The 20,217-nt window shown below is 49.4% G+C and carries 16 protein-coding genes and 1 pseudogene; 11 read left to right on the plus strand and 6 right to left on the minus strand.

Features of this window, described 5'->3' with window-relative positions:
- Window positions 1-169: 169 nt before the first annotated feature.
- Both H6F51_19945 and H6F51_19950 read right to left on the minus strand, forming a co-directional pair.
- Window positions 170-277 (minus strand): annotated as a pseudogene (locus H6F51_19945) (transposase).
- Window positions 278-414: 137 nt separating this feature from the next.
- Window positions 415-1,164: an SH3 domain-containing protein gene (locus tag H6F51_19950; protein MBD1824745.1), complete on the minus strand. Its 750-nt coding sequence runs from the start codon at window positions 1,162-1,164 to the stop codon at window positions 415-417.
- A gap of 303 nt (window positions 1,165-1,467) precedes the next feature.
- On the opposite strand from H6F51_19950, the gene H6F51_19955 reads away from it, so the two are divergent.
- The 5 genes from H6F51_19955 to H6F51_19975 all read left to right on the plus strand — a co-directional run bounded on the left by H6F51_19955 (window position 1,468) and on the right by H6F51_19975 (window position 6,797).
- Window positions 1,468-1,662 (plus strand): DUF2862 domain-containing protein, encoded by a 195-nt coding sequence (locus tag H6F51_19955; protein ID MBD1824746.1) that lies wholly within the window; start codon window positions 1,468-1,470, stop codon window positions 1,660-1,662.
- A 114-nt stretch (window positions 1,663-1,776) separates the two neighbouring features.
- Window positions 1,777-2,874, plus strand: a complete 1,098-nt coding sequence (locus tag H6F51_19960) for an ArsA family ATPase (GenBank protein MBD1824747.1) — start codon at window positions 1,777-1,779, stop codon at window positions 2,872-2,874.
- Window positions 2,875-2,878: 4 nt separating this feature from the next.
- Window positions 2,879-3,883, plus strand: coding sequence for a chlorophyll synthase ChlG (gene chlG / locus H6F51_19965; GenBank protein ID MBD1824748.1), 1,005 nt, complete (start codon window positions 2,879-2,881; stop codon window positions 3,881-3,883).
- A gap of 321 nt (window positions 3,884-4,204) precedes the next feature.
- The gene (locus H6F51_19970) at window positions 4,205-6,490 is read left to right on the plus strand and encodes a penicillin-binding protein 1A (protein ID MBD1824749.1); all 2,286 of its coding nucleotides are present in this window, start codon (window positions 4,205-4,207) and stop codon (window positions 6,488-6,490) included.
- A 103-nt stretch (window positions 6,491-6,593) separates the two neighbouring features.
- Window positions 6,594-6,797, plus strand: a complete 204-nt coding sequence (locus tag H6F51_19975; GenBank protein ID MBD1824750.1) for a hypothetical protein — start codon at window positions 6,594-6,596, stop codon at window positions 6,795-6,797.
- A gap of 24 nt (window positions 6,798-6,821) precedes the next feature.
- Here the strand turns inward: H6F51_19975 and H6F51_19980 are convergent, their stop codons facing one another.
- Together H6F51_19980 and H6F51_19985 are read right to left on the minus strand one after the other, a co-directional pair.
- Entirely contained in the window at window positions 6,822-7,235 is a 414-nt protein-coding gene (locus H6F51_19980) for a TerB family tellurite resistance protein (protein ID MBD1824751.1), read from the minus strand.
- The gene (locus tag H6F51_19985) at window positions 7,228-8,553 is read right to left on the minus strand and encodes a 16S rRNA (cytosine(967)-C(5))-methyltransferase (GenBank protein ID MBD1824752.1); all 1,326 of its coding nucleotides are present in this window, start codon (window positions 8,551-8,553) and stop codon (window positions 7,228-7,230) included. Before H6F51_19985 ends, H6F51_19980 begins: the two co-directional genes overlap by 8 nt.
- A 401-nt stretch (window positions 8,554-8,954) precedes the next feature.
- Here H6F51_19985 and H6F51_19990 point away from each other — a divergent pair, with 401 nt between their 5' ends.
- From H6F51_19990 to H6F51_20010, 5 genes are all read left to right on the plus strand, one after another.
- Window positions 8,955-9,233: a DUF4926 domain-containing protein gene (locus H6F51_19990; GenBank protein ID MBD1824753.1), complete on the plus strand. Its 279-nt coding sequence runs from the start codon at window positions 8,955-8,957 to the stop codon at window positions 9,231-9,233.
- Window positions 9,194-9,448, plus strand: coding sequence for a DUF4926 domain-containing protein (locus H6F51_19995; GenBank protein MBD1824754.1), 255 nt, complete (start codon window positions 9,194-9,196; stop codon window positions 9,446-9,448). The genes H6F51_19990 and H6F51_19995 overlap by 40 nt, the downstream gene beginning before the upstream one ends.
- Before the next feature lie 184 nt (window positions 9,449-9,632).
- Window positions 9,633-12,869 carry a carbamoyl-phosphate synthase large subunit gene (gene carB, locus H6F51_20000; protein MBD1824755.1) on the plus strand — a complete coding sequence of 1,079 codons (3,237 nt, stop codon included), beginning with the start codon at window positions 9,633-9,635 and terminating at the stop codon, window positions 12,867-12,869.
- A 603-nt stretch (window positions 12,870-13,472) separates the two neighbouring features.
- Window positions 13,473-14,429, plus strand: a complete 957-nt coding sequence (locus H6F51_20005) for an RNA polymerase sigma factor, RpoD/SigA family (GenBank protein MBD1824756.1) — start codon at window positions 13,473-13,475, stop codon at window positions 14,427-14,429.
- A 66-nt stretch (window positions 14,430-14,495) separates the two neighbouring features.
- Complete coding sequence (locus H6F51_20010; GenBank protein ID MBD1824757.1) at window positions 14,496-15,338, plus strand: alpha/beta hydrolase; 843 nt, start codon at window positions 14,496-14,498, stop codon at window positions 15,336-15,338.
- Here H6F51_20010 and pxcA read toward each other — a convergent pair whose 3' ends face one another.
- Window positions 15,339-16,787, minus strand: a complete 1,449-nt coding sequence (gene pxcA / locus H6F51_20015; GenBank protein MBD1824758.1) for a proton extrusion protein PcxA — start codon at window positions 16,785-16,787, stop codon at window positions 15,339-15,341. It lies immediately after the preceding gene.
- A 177-nt stretch (window positions 16,788-16,964) separates the two neighbouring features.
- Here pxcA and H6F51_20020 point away from each other — a divergent pair, with 177 nt between their 5' ends.
- Entirely contained in the window at window positions 16,965-19,019 is a 2,055-nt protein-coding gene (locus tag H6F51_20020; protein MBD1824759.1) for a recombinase family protein, read from the plus strand.
- Here the strand turns inward: H6F51_20020 and H6F51_20025 are convergent.
- Window positions 19,016-20,119 (minus strand): hypothetical protein, encoded by a 1,104-nt coding sequence (locus tag H6F51_20025; protein MBD1824760.1) that lies wholly within the window; start codon window positions 20,117-20,119, stop codon window positions 19,016-19,018. The two genes, H6F51_20020 and H6F51_20025, sit on opposite strands and share 4 nt — an antisense overlap.
- Window positions 20,120-20,217 lie beyond the last annotated feature (98 nt).

The following is a 20,217-nucleotide window of genomic DNA, read 5'->3' on the forward strand; positions in this document are numbered from 1 at the left end:
GTGGCCCCACGCTCATCCATCCCGAACTGAGTGGTGAAACGCATTTGCGGCGACGATAGTGAGAGGGTAGCCTCTTGTCAAAATAGCTAGCTGCCAGGGTATTAATTAGAAGAGCCGAATGCATTTACAGAAGTGAGTGTGTTCGGCTTTTCACTTTCTTCACTGCATGAGGCTTACGGTCGTCGGTGTTCGCAGGGGTGAGCTTGAAGGCAAGCAATTCGCCACGCTTGTTGATGATCAGGTGCAGCTTGAAGCCAAACTTCCACAGCTGAGACTCGAAAGAACGTTACAGCTCTTTCAAACGTAGTCTCAGCTTTCTTTTCGCGCTACCTCCCCGTCGAACTCACGTTAAAGTAGTAATGCCAGCCGCTTCGTGAACGACTGACATTGTGAACCCTATTCGCTTCAAATAGACTACTGATCTGCTTGACTCTCAGCAAAATACTGCATCCGAATCGCCTTTTTCACGATCGGCGTTAGCTTTTCGCGCCAGTACCGAATATCCGGATACTTGATCGCAATTTTAAGTACATCATTCCAGCGGCTCTGCTTCTCAGCATTGACCGCCTTTTGGTATTGAACTTTAGCTTGATCCCAAGCTTGCGGCATTATCTTCAAAGCAGTTTGAGCATGAGGATAAGCTGCGCTGTCCGCCGAGATCATTTGAGCAAGTTTGATCGCACCCGGCAAATTTCCTGCTTGAAACTGAGACACCGCCTCGCGGTAAAGCCGGGTTCCTGATTCATCCGGCAGCACCTCTAAAGCCGGATCAACTACACGCCTGCTAGATAGCCTTGCAGCTGGTGGATCGCCCTCACATTTCTGACGAGTCAAATTCTGATAAACCCAGCCAGTCGTAGGAGCGCTTATTTTAAGCCAACCGTCCTGCTCTCCAACCACGGTCACAGTCTCGCCATTATTAAGCGATGCCACAATATTTCCGGGTTGAACAGCGGGAGTCGCTCGAACATTCAGCGGCGGTTTATCGTCGAAAACCACCGTTTTACAACTCGTAGCTTGCCCGGATGGACTCGAATCGGCGAGTTTCACCATCGATCGCGGATGAGTCAGTGCGTACATAGTGCCAACTAAAGTGACGGTGGCGGTGAGACAAGCCCCAACCATCAGCGGAGATTTGAGAATGGTTTTTAGGTTAACCGACATGGTGATGCATCAAGCTGATCAAGTTCAGAGCGGATTCAGAATTGACAATGAGCCAGGAGGAGCGAGACGAAGATTTTATGCTCTCTTTGTAGATTGCCTTAACTAACCCTAAATTGCATTCAGAACTTTTATCAGTCGTGTCGAGTTCGAGCTTCAAATTCACAGTGTTCTTACACTTGACAATCTCTGGGCATCCTGAGTGGAAGCCTGATTCTTCTTCCGTCGCTGGTTTCTTCGCGCTGAGCTTAATATGTTGCAACATTCTGGTAAACTTCATGACATGGTTAAGCATCAATAGTGGTAATGGAAATCGGTCAAAAAGTTCGCGTTCGTCGGTTGCGCGATCGCGTCTCTCAAGAAGTGATCAAAAAGCTCGGAGCGGTTGGAATTGTCCGGCAATTCAAAGTTGTGGACGGCAAAGGAGTTGGAATGTTGGTTCAGTTTGACGATAAATATTCGACCTGGTTTTTTGAGGACGAATTAGAGCAATACGACTAATTGATCTGAAGAAGCATTCAGGCAGTCGATACCATAAGAGAGTTGGGAGTCGAAAACTGGGAATGTATTCTCGGTTTTTGAAGTCCAACTCTCTGTTTGTTCAAAATACTGGATATGGCTTTTATATTGACGTTTTTGGGTAAGGGCGGGACTGGACGCACGACGATCGCTATCGCGGCGGCGAAAAAGCTTGCCAGCCAAGGAAAGCGCGTTCTTTTGGTTGGACAGGATTCCAGTCCAGCGTTTGGGTTAGCGTTAGGAACCCCGATCGGATCTGATCCACAAGAAATTGCACCGAATTTGAGCGCAGTTCAGCTTCAGACGACTACACTCCTAGAGCGCAGTTGGGACGAAGTGAAAAAGCTCGAAGCTCAGTACCTGCGGACTCCGTTCTTTACAAATGTGTTTGGTCAGGAATTAGGCGTTTTTCCAGGATTGGATGAACTCTTGGCGTTAAACGCGCTGCGGGAATTCAATCAAAGCAATCGTTACGATACGATCGTCTATGACGGCACAGGTGACCAAAATACCTTGCGAATGATCGGAACGGCTGAGGTAGCAAGCTGGTATATTCGGCGATTCCGGCAGGTCTTCGTCGATTCAGATTTGGGTAGAACGCTATCGCCGTTTATTCAACCTGTTGCCAGTGCTATTCTGACCAATGCAAATTTTGCAGGCGATAACTTTGCTCAACCCACGGGACAAGTGAATGACTTGTTAGAGCAGGGCAAGCAAGCGGTCAACGATCCAAAACGGATGGCGGCGTATTTGGTGACAACTGAGGATGAAGGCGCGATCGCAGCCGCAAAATACCTTTGGGGTAGCGCTCAGCAAGTTGGATTAACGGTCGGCGGCGTTTTACTCAATCGCTCGACCGATGCCTCTGCATTAGACGAAGCGTTTCAGCCGCTTCCAGTTTCCACCATTCCAGTTCAGCCTGTGAATGATTGGCAACCCTTGATCGACGCGCTGCCAGAGTTTAATCGCGCTTCAGAAGCGCCCCGCCCGATCGCAGTGAATGTAGCGGAAAGGAAAGTAAGCTTATTCTTACCAGGGTTTGACAAGAAACAAGTCAAACTCACGCAGTACGGGACAGAGATCACGATCGAAGCCGGCGACCAGCGACGAAATATTGATTTACCACCAGCTTTACGGGGACAGCCTGTGAGCGGTGCAAAATTCCAAGACGGCTACCTCATTATTTCCTTCTAACCTTATGACTGATTCTCCTGACCTGACTACGGACACTCAAGAGAGCGGTTCCCCGGAGAACCGCTCTGCAAAAACTCGCCAGCTTCTCGGCATGAAGGGAGCTGACGTGAAAGGATCTTCGATCTGGAAGATTCGACTGCAGCTAATGAAGCCGATTACCTGGATTCCGCTAATGTGGGGAATTCTTTGCGGTGCGGCTTCATCGGGCAACTACCACTGGGTTCTCGAAGACGTGCTGAAATCAGCGACCTGTATGCTGCTAGCCGGCCCCTTGCTGACAGGCTACACCCAGATCTTGAATGATTACTACGATCGCGAAATTGACGCGATTAACGAACCATATCGCCCGATTCCATCCGGTGCGATTCCATTGGGACAAGTCATCATCCAAATTTGGGTGCTCCTGCTGAGTGGAGTCGGGTTGGCGTATGTGCTCGATCGCTGGGCGGGTCATGGGTTCCCAACCATTACGGTGTTGGCGGTTGTCGGATCATTCTTGTCCTACATCTACTCAGCACCCCCGCTCAAGCTGAAGCAAAACGGCTGGCTCGGCTGCTATGCGCTCGGTGCAAGCTATATTGCGATTCCTTGGTGGACAGGTCATGCGCTGTTTGGTGATTTAAATCCAACGATTATCGCGTTGACGCTGTTCTATAGTTTTGCAGGGTTGGGAATTGCGATCGTCAACGACTTTAAAAGCGTTGAGGGCGATCGGGCTTTGGGACTGAAATCCCTGCCTGTGACGTTTGGGGTTCCGACTGCCGCTTGGATTTGTGTGCTGATGATCGATGTATTTCAGAGCGGAGTTGCGGCGTACTTGATGGCAATTCATCAGAATCTGTACGCGACGTTATTGATTTTTCTGATCATTCCCCAGATCACGTTTCAAGACATGTATTTCCTTCGCAATCCTGTGGAAAACGACGTGAAATATCAAGCCAGCGCCCAACCTTTCCTAGTGTTTGGAATGCTGGTGACGGCATTGGCGCTAGGTCATGCGGCTATTTAAGGTTGGCTTCCGGACAAGCAAATTCGCGCTTCTGATGACAATCCGCAAGCCGGAAAATTTGGAGGCGCGATTGCAAAATCTCTAAAGTCTTGTAAACTAAGCGTGAGTATTTGTACAAATTTTGAAGCGTCTTCTGATACAGGGTTGGGAGATGACCGGCTTGTCTGAAATCCAATTGATACAGTCGCGTGCCATTGATCGAACGAAGGCTGATTTCCGCAAGACTAGCAGTGTGTGTGAGGTACGAATGTGGCAAAGAGTAGCTCGAAGCGCAACGGGAAACCCACTCAACCTGATTATTCCCCAACAGGGCTAGACTCTATGACAGACGGAACTGACGGAAAAAAACGCACCCCGAAAGCGCGATCAGAGCGCAAGCGGACACGGCGGGGTGCGCGCAAGCTGACGGAAAGTTCTCGCTTGGCAGGAGTTCGGGATTGGATCACTGGAGTCACAGCTCGGCTCAAACCTTTAGGAGAAAAAATCCCCGCACCGCTGAAAGAAGCGAAAACTTGGAGATGGATCGTTGGCGGCGTGGTGGTGGTCGGTGGAATTGGTGCACTTCGAGTCGCTGCGATCGAGATTGACAGCAGCCTGCCCAATCCTGCTGAAATTAAAACGTTTGCTCGTCCTGGAACGCTGACGATTCGGGCATCAGATGGTACGGTGCTGCATCAGCTAGGCCCTGCAACCCGACAGAAATTGGCGATCGATAAAATTCCCCAACGCCTCGTGCAAGCGTTTGTCGCTTCAGAAGATCGGCGGTTTTACGATCACGGTGGACTTGATTTTCAGGGCATTGGACGAGCGGTTTTTCGGAACCTAACCTCTCGCGATGTCGTTGAAGGCGGCAGTACGATCACGCAGCAGCTTTCTCGAATTGTGTTTCTCGATCAAGACGATCGCAGCATTGGACGAAAAGTGCGGGAAGCCCTGATCGCGCAGAAACTTGAGCGCGACATCGACAAGCAGAAGATTCTAGAGAAATATCTCAATTTTGTTTATCTTGGCTCTAACGCCTACGGAGTTGCAGATGCCGCTTGGATTTATTTCAGTAAGTCCGTCGAGCAGTTAACGCTGGGAGAAATGGCAACGATCGCCGGACTACCCCCCGCTCCGAGCTTGTATTCGCCACTGGTCAGCCTAGAAAAAGCACAAGAGCGGCGCAATGTAGTGCTCGATAAAATGGTCGTCGCGGGCTACATTACCGAAGCAGAATCACAAGCAGCACAGGCTGAAAAACTGGTGGTAAAACCGAGTACGCCGAGAAATATTCAGAGTTCTTCACCGTATTTCACCTACTATGTGCAGCAGCAGCTTGAAAAATTGGTGCCGAAAGAGGCGCTATTTGCAGGCGGGGTCACGGTTGAAACGACGCTGAATGCAAAATGGCAAAAAGCAGCAGAAAAAGCGTTGAAAACCGCTATTCGTGAAGATGGCAGCGCAGAAGGCTTCAAACAAGGCGCGCTCGTGTCGATCGATCCGCGGAACGGTGAGATTCGCGCGATGGTGGGCGGCTACGATTTTTACAAAGATAGCCAGTTCAACCGAGCGACTCAAGCACAGCGACAGCCTGGATCAACCTTTAAGCCGTTTGTTTATGCGACCGCGATCGGCGCTGGGTTTTCTCCGAATCAGTCTTATCTTGATGAACGCTTCTCGATCGATGGCTACCAGCCGAAAAACTATGGCAACAAGTATTCTGGCTGGATGAGTATGAAATCGGCGCTGACGAAATCGATTAATACGATCGCCGTGAAAGTGCTGATGGATGTGGGATATAAGCCCACGATTGATTTAGTTCGCAGCGTAGGTATTGCCTCTAAGGTGGAACCAACGCTAGCGCTAGCGCTGGGTGCTTATGAAGTCAATCCGCTAGAGCTAACTAGCGCTTATGGCGTGTTTGCGGCGCAAGGAAATTTTGTTCAGCCTCACGCCATTCGGCGCGTGCTCGATCGCAACGGCAAAGTTTTGTTCGATTCTAACTTCAAGTCCAAGCGAGTTTTAGATGCAGAAACGGCTGCAATCACCAACTGGATGATGCGCGAGGTCGTGACCGAGGGAACCGGACGCGCCGCGCAACTCGGTCGTCCCGTAGCTGGAAAAACTGGAACCTCTGAGGAAGCGCGAGACTTATGGTTTATTGGCTATATCCCGCAGCTTGTTACAGGCGTTTGGCTGGGCAACGATGATAGCTCGCCGACCGGGGGAACGAGCGGAACGGCAGCCTATACCTGGCAAGAGTTTATGAAAGAAGTCGTGCAGGGAATGCCTGTGCAGAAATTTGCGGAAATTCCAGCGAATCTCGAAGACCGCAAAGGCACGATTAAACCGCAACCGATTCGAGCAGCGCGAACACGATCGCTCGGTCAAGAGCCTGACCCGGCAGAAGAGCAACCCAGACAGCGCTATTACGAAGAACCTGCACCGGAACCGACCTATTCAGAACCCCGTCGCTCTGAGCCAGCGTATTCTGAGCCTGCGCCCAGTCAAGCGGAGCCAGCCCCAGAACCTGCTGCGGCTCCAGAACCCCCTGCTGCGGCTCCAGAACCTCCCGCTCCGGAGCCCCCCGCCGCGACTGATCCCGCTCCTCCCCCTGGGAATTAGGGAAAATTACCTGATTCGTCATTGCGAATCGAACCGTTGAAAGATGCCCTGATATGATGGCTTTGATAACTTATCTCTAGTAGAAAATTACAGGAGTATTTACATGAACCTTCTATTAGAAGTCGCAACGAAGCCTGGAATGCAGTTTCCGGTGTCATTCACGGCTGTTTATGTGGTTGGCTTTATTGCAGCAGTGACCTTCGGCTCGATCACCTGGTACAACTCAAAACGCCCGGTGGGTTGGGAAGATAAAGAGCGCCCAGATATTGTTCCTGAAGTGAAGAAAGAAGAAACTCCCGGTCTCTAATTTTTATAAGCTCTGGACGATCGTTCAGAGCTTTTCAATTTTTGCAATGCCGTGTTGATAAAGCTTGCAAATCGCAGCAATGATTTTTGTGTGCAAACTGGGTGCAGGTTCGGATTCAAGAATCTGGAGTCGAGTTAGAAGTTTTGCTTCTTCATGGGCGATCGTTCCGTCTGCATAAATTAATTGACTAATCGCTTCGAGCAGTTGATGGCACCGTTCAGCCGTGGGATGCTCACCGAGATAGTCTTGCACCCATTGATAACATTCTTCAGGTTTGACCGATCGCAGTTCGTAGAGAATTGGCTGAATTTCGCGATCCTGGTCTACTCCTTTATCTTTGGCGATGCGCTGGATATGCAGTCGTTCTTCGGGCTGAATGCATCCATCAAGCCAAGCGACCCCGATCAGAATTTTAACGAGCGTTTTTGCGTCATCCATGTCTTAGTCTGACCATAAAGAATCCGTCCATATTATGGCGGTGCGGTAGAACTTTAATCCAGCCTTCCGGTGTCGTAAATTCTGCAAGTGAATCAGAGCTTTCGATTGACCATTGAGGATGGTGCGCTAGGAACTGTCTAATCATGGCTTCGTTTTCGATCGGGTTTAATGTGCAAGTTGCATAAACTAAGACTCCTCGCGGTTTGACCCAGGTTGCCGCTTCGGTGAGAATTTCTTGCTGAAGTTGTGCCAGTTGTGTGGCACTCTCGGGAGTTTGTCGCCAACGAGCATCGGCATGACGATTGAGCGTTCCCAATCCAGAACAAGGCGCATCGACTAGAACCCGATCGCACACCCCTTTCAACTGCGGCACATTGCGACTATCACCGATGAGGGTTTGAATCGACTGGAAGGATAAGCGATCGAGGTTCTGCTGTAGCTTCTTCAGGCGAGATGCGGTTTTATCGATCGCCCAAACCGTGCCGCGATCGCGCATGAGTTCTGCAAGGTGCAATGTTTTACCACCGGGAGCCGCGCAAGCATCAGCAACAATCTCTCCAGGTTGAGGATCGACGAGATAGCTCACCAACTGAGCGCTACTATCTTGCACAATCCACCAGCCCTCGGTGTATCCCGGTAGGTTATAGATTGCACCCACCGCAGGCAACCGCAGTGCATTCGGTACGTTCGGAATGCGATCGGCGTGGATATCCTGCGCCTGCATTGCGGCTTCAACTTGATCGATATTCGTTCTGAGTGTGTTAATTCGCAAATCAATCTGGGGCGATCGATTCATCCATTCGCAAAGCTTTTCGGTGTCTTCAATTCCGAACTGATCACACCACACTTGCGCAATCCAATCAGGATAGCTGTGTAGCGTTCCGATTCGAGCGATTGCATTTTCGGGTAATTGCAGTGGATCAGCGTGCAGAATCATTTGCGATCGGAGATACTGCCGCAATAATCCATTCACAACCCCAGTTAATCCGCTTAGCTTATTCTGCTTTGCAAGTTCGACGCTTGTATCTACGGCAGCAGAGGCTGGAATTTGGTCAAGATAGCGCAGTTGATACAGTCCCAATTGCAGAATCAGACGTAAATCAGGAGGCTGGTCTTTCTTTTTGGCAAACTGATCAATCAGCGCATTGAGAGTGCGCTGGCGGCGAATGGTTCCGTAAACTAATTCGGTGAACAAACGGCGATCGAGCACATTCACATCGGCTTGATGCAGCGCTTGATCAACGGCAACATCCGCAAAGGCTCCTTTCTGGATGGCTCGGAGTGCGAGAAACGCGAGTTGGCGGGGATTTTGAGACAACGATCGGCAAGGGCTAAGATTGGCTTATCTAGAATAACAATCGATCGAGTGCGTTGATGAAGTTGCCAAATGTTGAGAATGCTCAACTTGGAGATAAAGTTGAGCGATACTGTCTGAATCTTGCGCACTCTAGAGGCAGAAATAAAGCAATCCTCTTCAGAAGTCGGCTTGGAATCACACTCGACAACAAAGAAATTTTAGAGATTGCGTTATTGGAAGCAGCAGTGACTGGTGACGCTATGATTTACAAAGAAGACCGATACGGGATTCACTATGACATTAAACTCTCGCTTGAAACCGAAGTTGGTTCGTCTTTGATTCTTAGCTGTTGAATCATCCGCAACGACGAAGACTTTCCAGGGTTGACGAACGCCTATCCTGTCGATCGCTAGGGGATTTCCATGACAATCATTCAAGAATATGACGTGGTTGCACTCATTGAAGATACTCCAGCAATTCATAAAACAACGCACCAACCGATTCTATTGAGGCGCGGACAGGTTGGAACCGTACTAATGACATTTGAGGATCAAGCCTGTCTAATTGATTTTGCCGATTCTCAAGGAATGACTTACGCTATGGAAACAATCCCAGTGAGTCGATTACTCCTGTTGCTGCAAGAACCGGAGGTTGTTCCTGCTTGGCGAAACCTGACTTATTTGACGGAATTGAACTCCTAGTTGATCTGCCAGAGGTTGGAATCCAGGCTGGAGAACAAGGGGCAATCGTAGAAGACTACGGAGATGCTTACGAAATAGAATTCTTTGTGCCAAACTCCAATGGAGAAACGTTAGCGCTTTGTAGGCTTACATTGGATCAATTTGTAGTGGTTTGGCGATCGGCAACGAAATCTGATGTTTCAATCTCTGGGCAAGTGGCAGCGATCGTCGAATAATTACCGGACGATCGCCGCAAGCAGGTGTTTGGATTTGCGCGATCGCTAGTGCTGAAGGAGCATTTCGTTTAATCAGAAACATCCGTCGTCAGATCAATTCTGGGAATTAGATAAAGGGGCAACAGAAATCCAAACGAAACCCACTAGAATGAGTTGGATTTAGAGAAGAAAGCGGAAAGACACTATGCCCCGTCGCCAAGACATCCATAAGATTTTATTAATCGGTTCTGGTCCGATTGTGATCGGGCAAGCCAGCGAGTTTGATTACTCCGGGACTCAAGCCTGTAAAGCGCTACGGGATGAAGGATTCGAGGTCGTTTTGGTTAACTCGAATCCGGCGACGATCATGACTGATCCCGAAACCGCCGATCGCACCTACATTGAGCCACTCACGCCGGAACTGGTGGAGCAAATCATTATTAAAGAGCGTCCGGATGCGCTGCTGCCGACAATGGGCGGACAGACGGCGCTCAATTTGGCGGTGGCGTTGGCGAAAAATGGCGTTCTGGATAAATACAACGTCGAATTGATTGGCGCAAAACTGCCCGCGATCGAGATGGCAGAAGATCGCAAGCTATTCAAAGAAGCGATGGAGCGAATCGGGGTCGGAGTCTGCCCGTCAGGATTAGCAAACACGCTCGAAGACGCGAAAGCGATCGGTCAGCAAATTGGGTCTTATCCGTTGATTATTCGTCCGGCCTTTACGCTTGGTGGAACGGGCGGCGGCATTGCCTACAATCAGCAGGAGTTTGAAGAAATCGCGCAGTCCGGTTTGGATGCAAGTCCGGTATCGCAGATTTTGATTGAGAAATCGCTGCTCGGCTGGAAAGAGTATGAACTCGAAGTCATGCGGGACTTGGCGGATAACGTCGTGATTATTTGCTCGATCGAGAACCTCGATCCGATGGGCATTCATACCGGAGACTCGATCACGGTTGCTCCGGCTCAAACCCTCACGGATAAAGAATATCAACGGCTTCGGGATGCTTCGATCAAAATTATTCGTGAGATTGGAGTCGAAACGGGCGGATCGAATATTCAGTTTGCAGTGAATCCGGTCACCGGTGAAGTGGTCGTGATTGAAATGAACCCGCGTGTGTCTCGGAGTTCGGCGCTGGCTTCTAAAGCGACTGGATTCCCGATCGCGAAGATGGCGGCAAAACTCGCAGTCGGTTACACGCTCGATGAAATTCCCAATGACATCACGAAGAAAACACCTGCGAGTTTTGAACCGACGATCGATTATGTCGTCACCAAAATTCCCCGGTTTGCGTTTGAGAAATTCCCTGGATCGCAGCCGTATCTCACCACGCAGATGAAATCGGTTGGTGAAGCTATGGCGATCGGGCGGACGTTTCAAGAATCGTTTCAGAAAGCCTTGCGATCGCTCGAAACCGGACGGGCAGGCTGGGGTTGTGATAAGCAAGAAGTTCTCCCAAGCCTAGAGCAGATTCGTGCAGGTTTGAGAACGCCGAATCCCGATCGCATTTTCACCGTGCGCCACGCGATGCTGATGGGAATGTCCGTAGATGAGATTTTTGAGCTAACCAGTATTGATCCTTGGTTTCTCGATAAGATGCTCGATTTGCTTGAAACCGAAAAAGCGCTGAAACGATCGAGCCTTAAAGATCTAACGGTTGAGAAACTGCGTGAAATTAAGCGGAAGGGCTTTAGCGATCGTCAAATTGCTTTCGCCACCAAGACGACTGAAGATGAAGTTCGCGCTCACCGCAAAGCGATCGGCGTGATCCCGGTTTATAAAACAGTGGATACTTGTGCGGCTGAGTTTGAAGCCTTGACCCCGTACTATTATTCGACTTATGAAGAAGAGACCGAAGTTCTACCATCGAGCAGGCCGAAAGTAATGATTCTCGGTGGAGGCCCAAATCGCATCGGGCAAGGGATTGAATTTGATTACTGTTGCTGTCATGCGTCGTTTGCGCTGCGTGAAGACGGCTACGAAACGATCATGGTAAACTCAAACCCCGAAACCGTTTCAACCGACTACGACACCAGCGATCGCCTCTATTTCGAGCCACTGACGAAAGAGGATGTTCTCAACATTATCGAAGCGGAACAGCCCGAAGGCGTGATCATTCAATTTGGGGGACAAACGCCCTTAAAGTTAGCGGTTCCGCTCGCTGCGTTTCTCAAGCAAGGCACCGTGCCGACGAAAATTTGGGGAACTTCGCCAGATTCGATCGACACTGCCGAAGATCGCGAACGGTTTGAAAAGATTCTGCGCGAGTTAAACATTCAACAACCTGCAAACGGAATTGCACGAGACTATGCAGACGCGAAAAAGGTCGCACGGCAAATCGGGTATCCGGTAGTCGTGCGCCCCAGTTATGTCCTCGGTGGACGGGCAATGGAGATTGTTTACTCGGACGCAGAACTCGAACGATATATGGTTTATGCCGTTCAGGTTGAACCGGATCACCCAATTTTGATCGATCGCTTCCTCGAAAACGCGATCGAAGTCGATGTCGATGCGATCGCCGACCAAACCGGAAACGTCGTGATCGGCGGCATTATGGAACACATCGAACAAGCGGGCATTCATTCCGGCGACTCTGCTTGCTCGATTCCGACCGTCACGCTGAAGCCCGAAATCGTCGATCGCATCCGCACCTGGACAATTCAACTGGCAAAAGCGCTCAAGGTGGTAGGCTTGATGAACATCCAGTTTGCCGTGCAGGGCGATCAGGTTTACATTATCGAAGCGAATCCGCGGGCTTCTCGAACCGTTCCGTTTGTGTCAAAAGCAATCGGCTATCCGCTTGCAAAGATGGCAGCCCGGATTATGTCTGGTAAAACGCTTGCCGATCTCAATTTCACGCAAGAAGTGATCCCGAAGCATATTTCCGTCAAAGAAGCCGTTCTGCCGTTTGAGAAGTTCCCTGGAACCGATACGATTTTAGGACCCGAAATGCGATCGACCGGAGAAGTGATGGGGATCGATACTGATTTTGGCAAGTCTTATGCAAAAGCAGAACTTGCCGCGAGTCAACGTCTGCCGCGTCAGGGAACGGTTTTTGTCTCGATGAACGATCGAGAAAAAGCGGCGGTCGTTCCTGCCGTTCAAGAGTTAATGGAACTCGGTTTCAAAGTTGTCGCAACGGCTGGAACTCGTAAAACCCTGAAAGAACAGGGTCTCGACGTGGAACTCGTCCTGAAGCTGCATGAAGGTAGACCGCACGTTCTCGACTCGATCAAAAATGAGCAGATTCAATTAATCATCAACACTCCCACTGGACAAGAGGCACACGAAGACGATCGCCTGATTCGCCGTACCGCTTTGACGTACAAAATTCCTATGATTACAACGATCGCGGGGGCCAAAGCGACAGCGGCAGCAATTCGATCGTTACAATCTGAGGCACTAACGGTTCGGGCTTTGCAAGATTACATCGCTCACTAATCTGCCGAAAGCGGAGCCTAGCCCCGCTCCGCTTTCACCCTCTGTCAGAGGGTAGATGACATTTACAGAACGAAACCTGTATGCCTATAGAACAATTACGGAAATTCAAGCACTAAATTTAACTACGATCGTGCCAGCACTTTTAGACTAAATCTTAAAGTTTTACAAAACGTTCTCATAATTAAGCCATTTCACTATCAATGACATCTCGTTTAAATGACCAGGCTTTGATTAAATTTATAATTCCGTTGCCTAAGAAACAAACGGAATCTGTAGTTTTGGTAATGTGTTGCATAGGCTATAGATCAAGAATTAGACTCGCACGATTAGAATGGACTTTGTTAAATCTTCTCTCATAATCTTTACAAAGCTTAACTCACTAAGGGATAATCCTTAATACAACTGCTTAGTGCCACGGTTGAAACAATGTTAGAAGCAGCACATCCGTTTACGCTCATCAATTTACGCCCATTGACCGAGTTGTAGTCGCCTTACTTTTGCTTCTATAGGCAATTTCGCTCTAAGCTGCACAAGCTTCACAAATGTTTCACTGCTTCAGCATTCCCAATTTCTCTTTGTTCCCTCACACTCGTTGAAGTCGCTATGAAAACTGCTCAGACCCCCACTGATTCCGTTCGGGCTTACCTGCGTGAAATTGGTCGTGTGCCGCTTCTGACGCACGAGCAAGAAGTGCTGTATGGCAAACAGGTACAGCGACTCGCGATCGCCAACGCTGTCCGGGCAAAGCTGGTTGAGAAACTGGGTGCAGCGCCAGATGATCCAACCTGGGCGCAGGCGGCAGGACTCTCAGAAACAGAACTTCGGCAGGTGTTAGCGGAAGGTGAGCTTGCCAAGCGGCGAATGGTCGAGGCGAATTTACGTCTAGTCGTTTCGGTGGCAAAGAAGTACACCAAGCGCAATGTTGAATTAATGGACTTAATTCAAGAAGGCACGATCGGAATGCAGCGCGGAGTCGAGAAGTTTGATCCCACGAAGGGATACCGTTTTTCGACCTACGCTTACTGGTGGATTCGTCAGGCGATCACAAGAGCGATCGCAGAGAAAGGTCGCACGATTCGCCTACCGATTCACATCACCGAGAAGTTGAATAAGATTAAGAAAGCGCAGCGAAGTTTGTCCCAGCAGTTAGGACGCGCCGCTACACTGTCAGAATTAGCGAACGAATTAGACATTCCCATCTCGCAGGTGCGGGATTATCTCGAGCGGGCGAGAGTTCCCTTATCGTTAGATTTGCGGGTCGGAGATAACCAGGATACTGAGCTAGGCGAACTGCTTGAAGACACGGGAATGTCGCCCGAAGAATTCACCACCCAGACTTCACTCAAGCTCGATCTTGATGCGCTGATGGCAGATTTAACCCAGCAGCAGAGGGAAGTTTTAATTCTGCGGTTTGGGCTAGATGACGGCAAAGCGCTGACGCTGGCGAAGATTGGCGATCGGCTCAATATCAGCCGTGAACGAGTGCGCCAGATCGAACGTGAAGCGCTGACGAAATTGCGGAAGCGCAAAGGTGATATGGGTGAATATCTCGCAAGCTGATTGATTTCCATCAATTTCTGCGTAGCTGAGACGATCGGAGTCACCTATTTAACTCTCAAGATAGTCATGCAAATTCTCAAGGCTTGTTACAGTCGAAGAATTGTTCTGGCTCTGGAGAAAGGGTGGGTGAATACTCGATTGGTCAGTCGCAGCATAAATCTCAGTGAGTGTCAGCTTCACTATGAGCAAGGTGGGCAGGAATTACGATCGCTGCCTATCCTGTTTCTGCACGGTTGGGGAATCTCGGCTGAGCCTTATCAGGAAGTTTTAGAACGGCTGTCAGAGCAGCATCCGGTGTTTGCACCAGATTTACCGAGCTTTGCGAGATCGTCCTACGACAAGATGATCCCGGACTACAAGACTTATGCAGCGTTTCTGGTGGAGTTTTTAGATGCGTTGAATTTGGAGCAAGTGCATATCATGGGGCATTCGTTTGGCGGAGGAGTGGCACTGACGATCGCAGCCCTGTTCCCGGAGCGAGTGAAGAGTCTTGCCCTGCTTGGTAGTACCGGAATTCCAACCGTTTCGGTTGCCGAAATTATTCCGAGACGCGCAGCAGAAATGACGGCACAGTTGTTTCTACCTAAACTGGAATTAAAGTTAACCACAATTCCGAAGGTCTTTACGCATAATTTGCTATTCAACACAGCGAACGTCCTGCAAGCGTTGCTGCTTTCGTTGTACGGGGATTTGAGGCATTTATTACCCACGATTCAAGCCCCCGCATTATTGCTTTGGTCAGAAGAGGATTTAACAGAGCCGTTAGCGATCGCGCGTGAAATGGCAGCCACTTTACCGGATGCCAAACTGGTGACTGTGCCAGAAGGCTTTCACGAATGGGGGCTTTGGTATCCAGAGAAATTTACTTCAATGGTGCTTGAATTTACCAGGCAAATTGAAATGGCATAACTACTCGTTCATTTCGCGATACGTTGCCACAGCAGACGGTGAAACTCGATTGAGGTAACGGAAAATCCAATACTTAAAAATGGTGTCTAGAATCACCGGGAAGGTTGCAATAAACAAGAAGATAAAATCGCGACTCGTCGGTAAACCGAAGTGTCTTGAAATCCCTTCGAGAATGATTTCCCAACCGTGGGGCGAGTGGAATCCCACGAAGACATCTGTAAACAAAATGATGATAAATGCCTTAGCACTATCGCTAAGACCATAAACCGTTTCATCCATAAAAGACTTGAGAATTTCGATTTCGCGTTTGCCGTTCAGCAGCACGAACGTAAACGCGATCGTAGCCAAAATATCAGCAATCCAGTTGCGAATCACGTTTGCGCTTTGACTTGAAAATTGTTCTGCAATTTCGGTGGCTTTCTCGCGGACTTGGACTTCGACTTGTTGCGATCGCACTTTCGCTCTCGCTTCGACTTCCTCAGAACTGAGAATATTCCGTTCTAAGGTTTCTTTGATAATATTTTCAAACTTCAAGCGCTCCTCAAATCCCTGCATCTCTCTCAGCGCTTCTTCTGCCATTTCGCCATTGATAAAGATTCGGTCTGGATTTTCGATCGTGAACTGTTGCGAAATCCAAGCACCAACAGGTAATCGATCGCTCAGCACAAAATTACGAGTTACTTGCTGCACCAATAACGGTACAAGAATTAAGACCAAAACAAATCGGACTGCTAATAGCGTTTTGACCTTAGAAATGCGATAGTTTTGAACGACTTCGTCTTCAGATTTAGGATCAAGATCACGTCTTAATCGTCTCAGTGTTGCCAGGATCGATCGGGGAAGCAGCCCTGTTTTATCAGAAATGCTTTCAAAATCTTCGGAAGTTTGCACATCGTTTGTTGGGACTTTTTGAGCTTCAGGTACGGTTAGATCCTGATCGGAATTCTTTTTAGCAAGACCGCCATTGCGCTCGACCGAAAGCATTGCCGTTGAAACGGCTTCAAGTGTTAATTGTTCATCTGCATATCGAGCTAGAATTTCGTCGATAAATCGAAGTTTTTCTAGCGTAATTGAAGACTTATCGCGCAGGGTGGGCACAAACCGGGATGAGCCAACTTCCGTCGTTTCGATCGTGCGAACTTCCTGCGTTGTTTTATTCGGATTCGTAATTGCCAATGCAGCACGACTCCGACGAAATTCGGTTAATCGCATCCGCATCATGCGGAGATATTTCTGTAAATCGGCTGAGAAATACTCAAACGCACTACCGCGCAGTTGAGTCGAATGAGGCGCGATCTTCTTACCGCCAAAATGCTCATTTTCGATCGCTTTGATTTTGAGAGCAGCATCATATGCCTGATCGAGAGCGCGATCGGGCGTTTCGAGGTACCATCGCTCAGCCCGACGCACATAGGCTCTGAACTGCGAAAGTAGCGAATTATTGTTCATGGCTTGTGTAGCAGAAATCGTCGATCGAAGAATGTGGCATGACAGTGTAACGAATCGGTCAGGTTGTTGGCGATCGCTCTATTCTAAAACTGCTTTTGGCTAAAGGTTTAGGATGGAAAGAGCATCTTAAGCAAGTGCTAAGTATCCTAACAAATCCGGTTGAGAGGGTTCGGGCAAATGCAAACATTTCCGTCAGTCTGGATTACAGGCGCAACTCGCACTGGTAAAACTGCCCGATTGGTAGCGCAGGCGTGCGAGTGGATGCGGGTGCGAAAATCTGGAATTTTGGTGTTGGCGGCGATCGGGGATAATCGATTGGAGTTGAGCGATCGGCTGACTGATGCGACTCAGGGCAAGTTTCCGTTTCGAGCGACAACTCCGCTCGGATTCTTTGAAGATGAAGTGACGCTGTTTTGGTCGCTGTTAGTGCAGCAGTTGGATCTGAAGGCTCAGTTTCCGGTGCGGTTGCGTCCTGAGAATGAGCAGGAGTTAGCGACAAAATTATGGCGGGTTGAGTTGGATCAAGCGATCTCACGATCGGGAATTGCAGAAGCGCGTTTAGTGCGGCGGGTACTGGATTTGATGCAGCTTGGTGCGTTAGGTGGGGTTGCGATCGAGGACATTCCCGCGATGCTCGATCAAGGTTTACCGGAATTTGAGGAAGGATTTTCCGAATTGCCGCTCTCATCAGAAACGATCGGCGAAATGATGCAGCGCTGGCGATCGTGGTGTTTGCGACGGGGATTGCTCACTTATAGTTTGATTACCGATTTATACGGGCGTTATTTGCTGCATAACCCGACGTATCAAGAGCATTTACTTGAACGGTATCAAGCAGTAATTGCAGATGATGTCGATGAGTATCCCGCGATCGTGCGATCGTTGTTTGAGTTTTTGATCGATCGACGCATCCCTTGTGCGTTTAGTTTTAATCCAGATGGAGCGGTACGCTTGGGGCTGGGAGCCGATCCGGTGTATTTAGCCGAACTGAGCGATCGATGTTCGGTGGTGGAATTGAGCGATCGGGTTTCACCCTGTCTGATGGACGAACTCGGCGAAGCCATTTTAGATCTTGTGACTGATCCCGTTTTCTTTGCCAGTTTGCCGGATACGATTCAAACGATTCAAACCACAACGCAGGCGCAACTCATTCGCCAAACCGCAGAAATCATTATCAAAGCCGTGCAATCGGGAACGGCTGAGCCGCGTGACATTGCACTGATTGGGCCTGGGATCGATCCAATTTCTCGGTATGCACTGCGGGAAATCCTGATGCGCCAAAATATTCCAGTTGAGTTTCTCAACGATCAGCGACCGTTAGCGAGTAGCCCGATCGTGCGCGCTCTGTTAACGTTATTGACACTGATTTATCCGGGACTCGGACGAGCGACCAATCGGGACACGATCGCAGAAATGCTGGTAATTCTCAGTCAGAAATCCGAATCGCCTACGACTTATGCGATCGATCCAGTTCGGGCGGGGTTGCTTGCCGATCATTGTTTTGAGCCGCATCCGGAGCAGCCGCGCTTACTCCCTGCGAATACGTTTCCACGCTGGGATCGTTTGGGGTATCAAGCTTCAGAAGCCTATGAAGGCTTAGTGCGCTGGATCGAATTGCAGCGATCGCAGTTAGAAACCCGAATGATTGCCAGTCCGGTTGTGATGCTCGATCGAGCGATTCAGCGATTCTTTCTCGGTGGCAGTCATTTACCGTTTGATCAACTTGCAGGACTGCGGGAACTGATGGAAACGGCGCAGCATTATTGGGAAGTAGACGATCGCCTCCGACGCAGCGATCTAAGCGATGCACCGCAATCGCTCACCGTGCGAAACTTTATCCAACTCCTAAGAAGTGGTACGGTGACGGCGAATCCTTATCCGGTGCGGTTAGTGCAACCCAATTCCGTGACGTTAGCTACGGTATTTCAGTATCGTTCCATGCGACGATCGCATCGCTGGCAATTTTGGTTAGATGCGGGATCATCGCGCTGGTTGAGCGGGGTGGATTCGCTGTTTGCGGCTCCGTTATTTTTGCAGGATTGGTCGGGGCAGGTGTGGGATGTGGAAGACACGCAACGGATGAACGAGCAGCGATTACGCCGCATTTTGCTCGATTTGTTAGGACGGACAGAAGCGCGATTGTTCTTGTGCTACAGCGATCTTTCGACAAGCGGACAGGAACAGACAGGAATTCTGACCTCGCTTGTGAATGCCGCAATTCCGTTGAGTTAGATGAAGATTTTCTGCTTCGGTTTGAGCGGTTGTTTGCCCCCTAAATCCCCCAGAATGGGGGACTTTGAGAGTAGACAATAACGTTCAAACCAAAGACCGGAGACGATCGCGCCCATTCCACACAATCCAAAAATTAACGGCTTCACGGGTAGGTCGTACTCTAGTGCGCGGCTTGAAATCTGCAAAATTAGAAACGTTACCCCACACCAAAACGTCGATCGCTCTCCGGCTCGTAAACTGCTTCGTATTGTCGTAATCGATAATACAACCAGCATCAGATTAAACACGATCGCCGCAAAGATTGGAATCGGTTGCACTCGGAGATGCCAAACCTGAACGATTCCATACAGTGCAATCATCGAGGCGATCATAATCGTCTGCCAATTGCACTTCCGCATTGAAATAAACAAGTACAGCCATTGCCCGATCGTGATCGCCGCCAAGAACACCACACTGGGAAGCGATCGCCACCCTGAAAGAATGCTGTACCAGGCATGATTCGCCCAAGTCCACTGAAACGACTGGCAAAAAAATAGCCCGCTCAAATACAGCACTGCCAATCGACGTGCGATCGGTTGAAACTGCTTTTCTTGCCGTCCCAGCGTCCAGATTGCATCGTCATACGACCACAACAATGCAGCAGGAAGACCCAGCACCAAAGGCGGTAACACGCTTCCTTTAGTCACAATCTCAGCCAAGCTGCTGATTAACGCCGAACAAACCGCGATCGCGCTCAACCCAAACAGCACTCCAGATCGACACCAATATGCCAACGGCAAAAACAAAATTGCAGCGACGATCGGCATTTGCAGCGCGATTGAGTGAGATTCAGCATTGAGGTAAATGTTATTCCAGTCTCCCCAATACCCCAGCCCGATGAGTAAAATCGCTCCAATTCCCCAGATAGTAGAGCGGAATCCGTAGGCAATCGCTAGCGCCCCAATTCCCCAGACCAATAAGCTAGAACTCACAGAGGTGCTGTGACTGAACAGTGGGATGATTTGCAGAATGACCCTGCTAAAGAGGAGTCCCGCGATCGATACCGCGATCAATAAGAGTAAGGCGCTGAGAGGATACTGACGAAACTTCTCACGGAGCATAAAAGCGAGTGCGAACAGATGGAAAACACTGAAATATTTTAATTCGCACCCCAGATTTTAATATCTACCTTCAGTATTTATATCGAAAAACGTCACCT

The sequence above is a fragment of the Cyanobacteria bacterium FACHB-DQ100 genome (assembly GCA_014695195.1).
Lineage (GTDB): Bacteria > Cyanobacteriota > Cyanobacteriia > Leptolyngbyales > Leptolyngbyaceae > Leptolyngbya.

Excerpts from the sequence above, each read along its gene's own strand:
- H6F51_19950 (MBD1824745.1), bottom strand. The coding sequence starts at position 1,164 with ATGTCGGTTAACCTAAAAACCATTCTCAAATCTCCGCTGATGGTTGGG.
- H6F51_19955 (MBD1824746.1), top strand. The coding sequence starts at position 1,468 with ATGGAAATCGGTCAAAAAGTTCGCGTTCGTCGGTTGCGCGATCGCGTC.
- H6F51_19960 (MBD1824747.1), top strand. The coding sequence starts at position 1,777 with ATGGCTTTTATATTGACGTTTTTGGGTAAGGGCGGGACTGGACGCACG.
- chlG (MBD1824748.1), top strand. The coding sequence starts at position 2,879 with ATGACTGATTCTCCTGACCTGACTACGGACACTCAAGAGAGCGGTTCC.
- H6F51_19970 (MBD1824749.1), top strand. The coding sequence starts at position 4,205 with ATGACAGACGGAACTGACGGAAAAAAACGCACCCCGAAAGCGCGATCA.
- H6F51_19975 (MBD1824750.1), top strand. The coding sequence starts at position 6,594 with ATGAACCTTCTATTAGAAGTCGCAACGAAGCCTGGAATGCAGTTTCCG.
- H6F51_19980 (MBD1824751.1), bottom strand. The coding sequence starts at position 7,235 with ATGGATGACGCAAAAACGCTCGTTAAAATTCTGATCGGGGTCGCTTGG.
- H6F51_19990 (MBD1824753.1), top strand. The coding sequence starts at position 8,955 with ATGACAATCATTCAAGAATATGACGTGGTTGCACTCATTGAAGATACT.
- carB (MBD1824755.1), top strand. The coding sequence starts at position 9,633 with ATGCCCCGTCGCCAAGACATCCATAAGATTTTATTAATCGGTTCTGGT.
- H6F51_20005 (MBD1824756.1), top strand. The coding sequence starts at position 13,473 with ATGAAAACTGCTCAGACCCCCACTGATTCCGTTCGGGCTTACCTGCGT.
- H6F51_20010 (MBD1824757.1), top strand. The coding sequence starts at position 14,496 with ATGCAAATTCTCAAGGCTTGTTACAGTCGAAGAATTGTTCTGGCTCTG.
- pxcA (MBD1824758.1), bottom strand. The coding sequence starts at position 16,787 with ATGAACAATAATTCGCTACTTTCGCAGTTCAGAGCCTATGTGCGTCGG.
- H6F51_20020 (MBD1824759.1), top strand. The coding sequence starts at position 16,965 with ATGCAAACATTTCCGTCAGTCTGGATTACAGGCGCAACTCGCACTGGT.
- H6F51_20025 (MBD1824760.1), bottom strand. The coding sequence starts at position 20,119 with ATGCTCCGTGAGAAGTTTCGTCAGTATCCTCTCAGCGCCTTACTCTTA.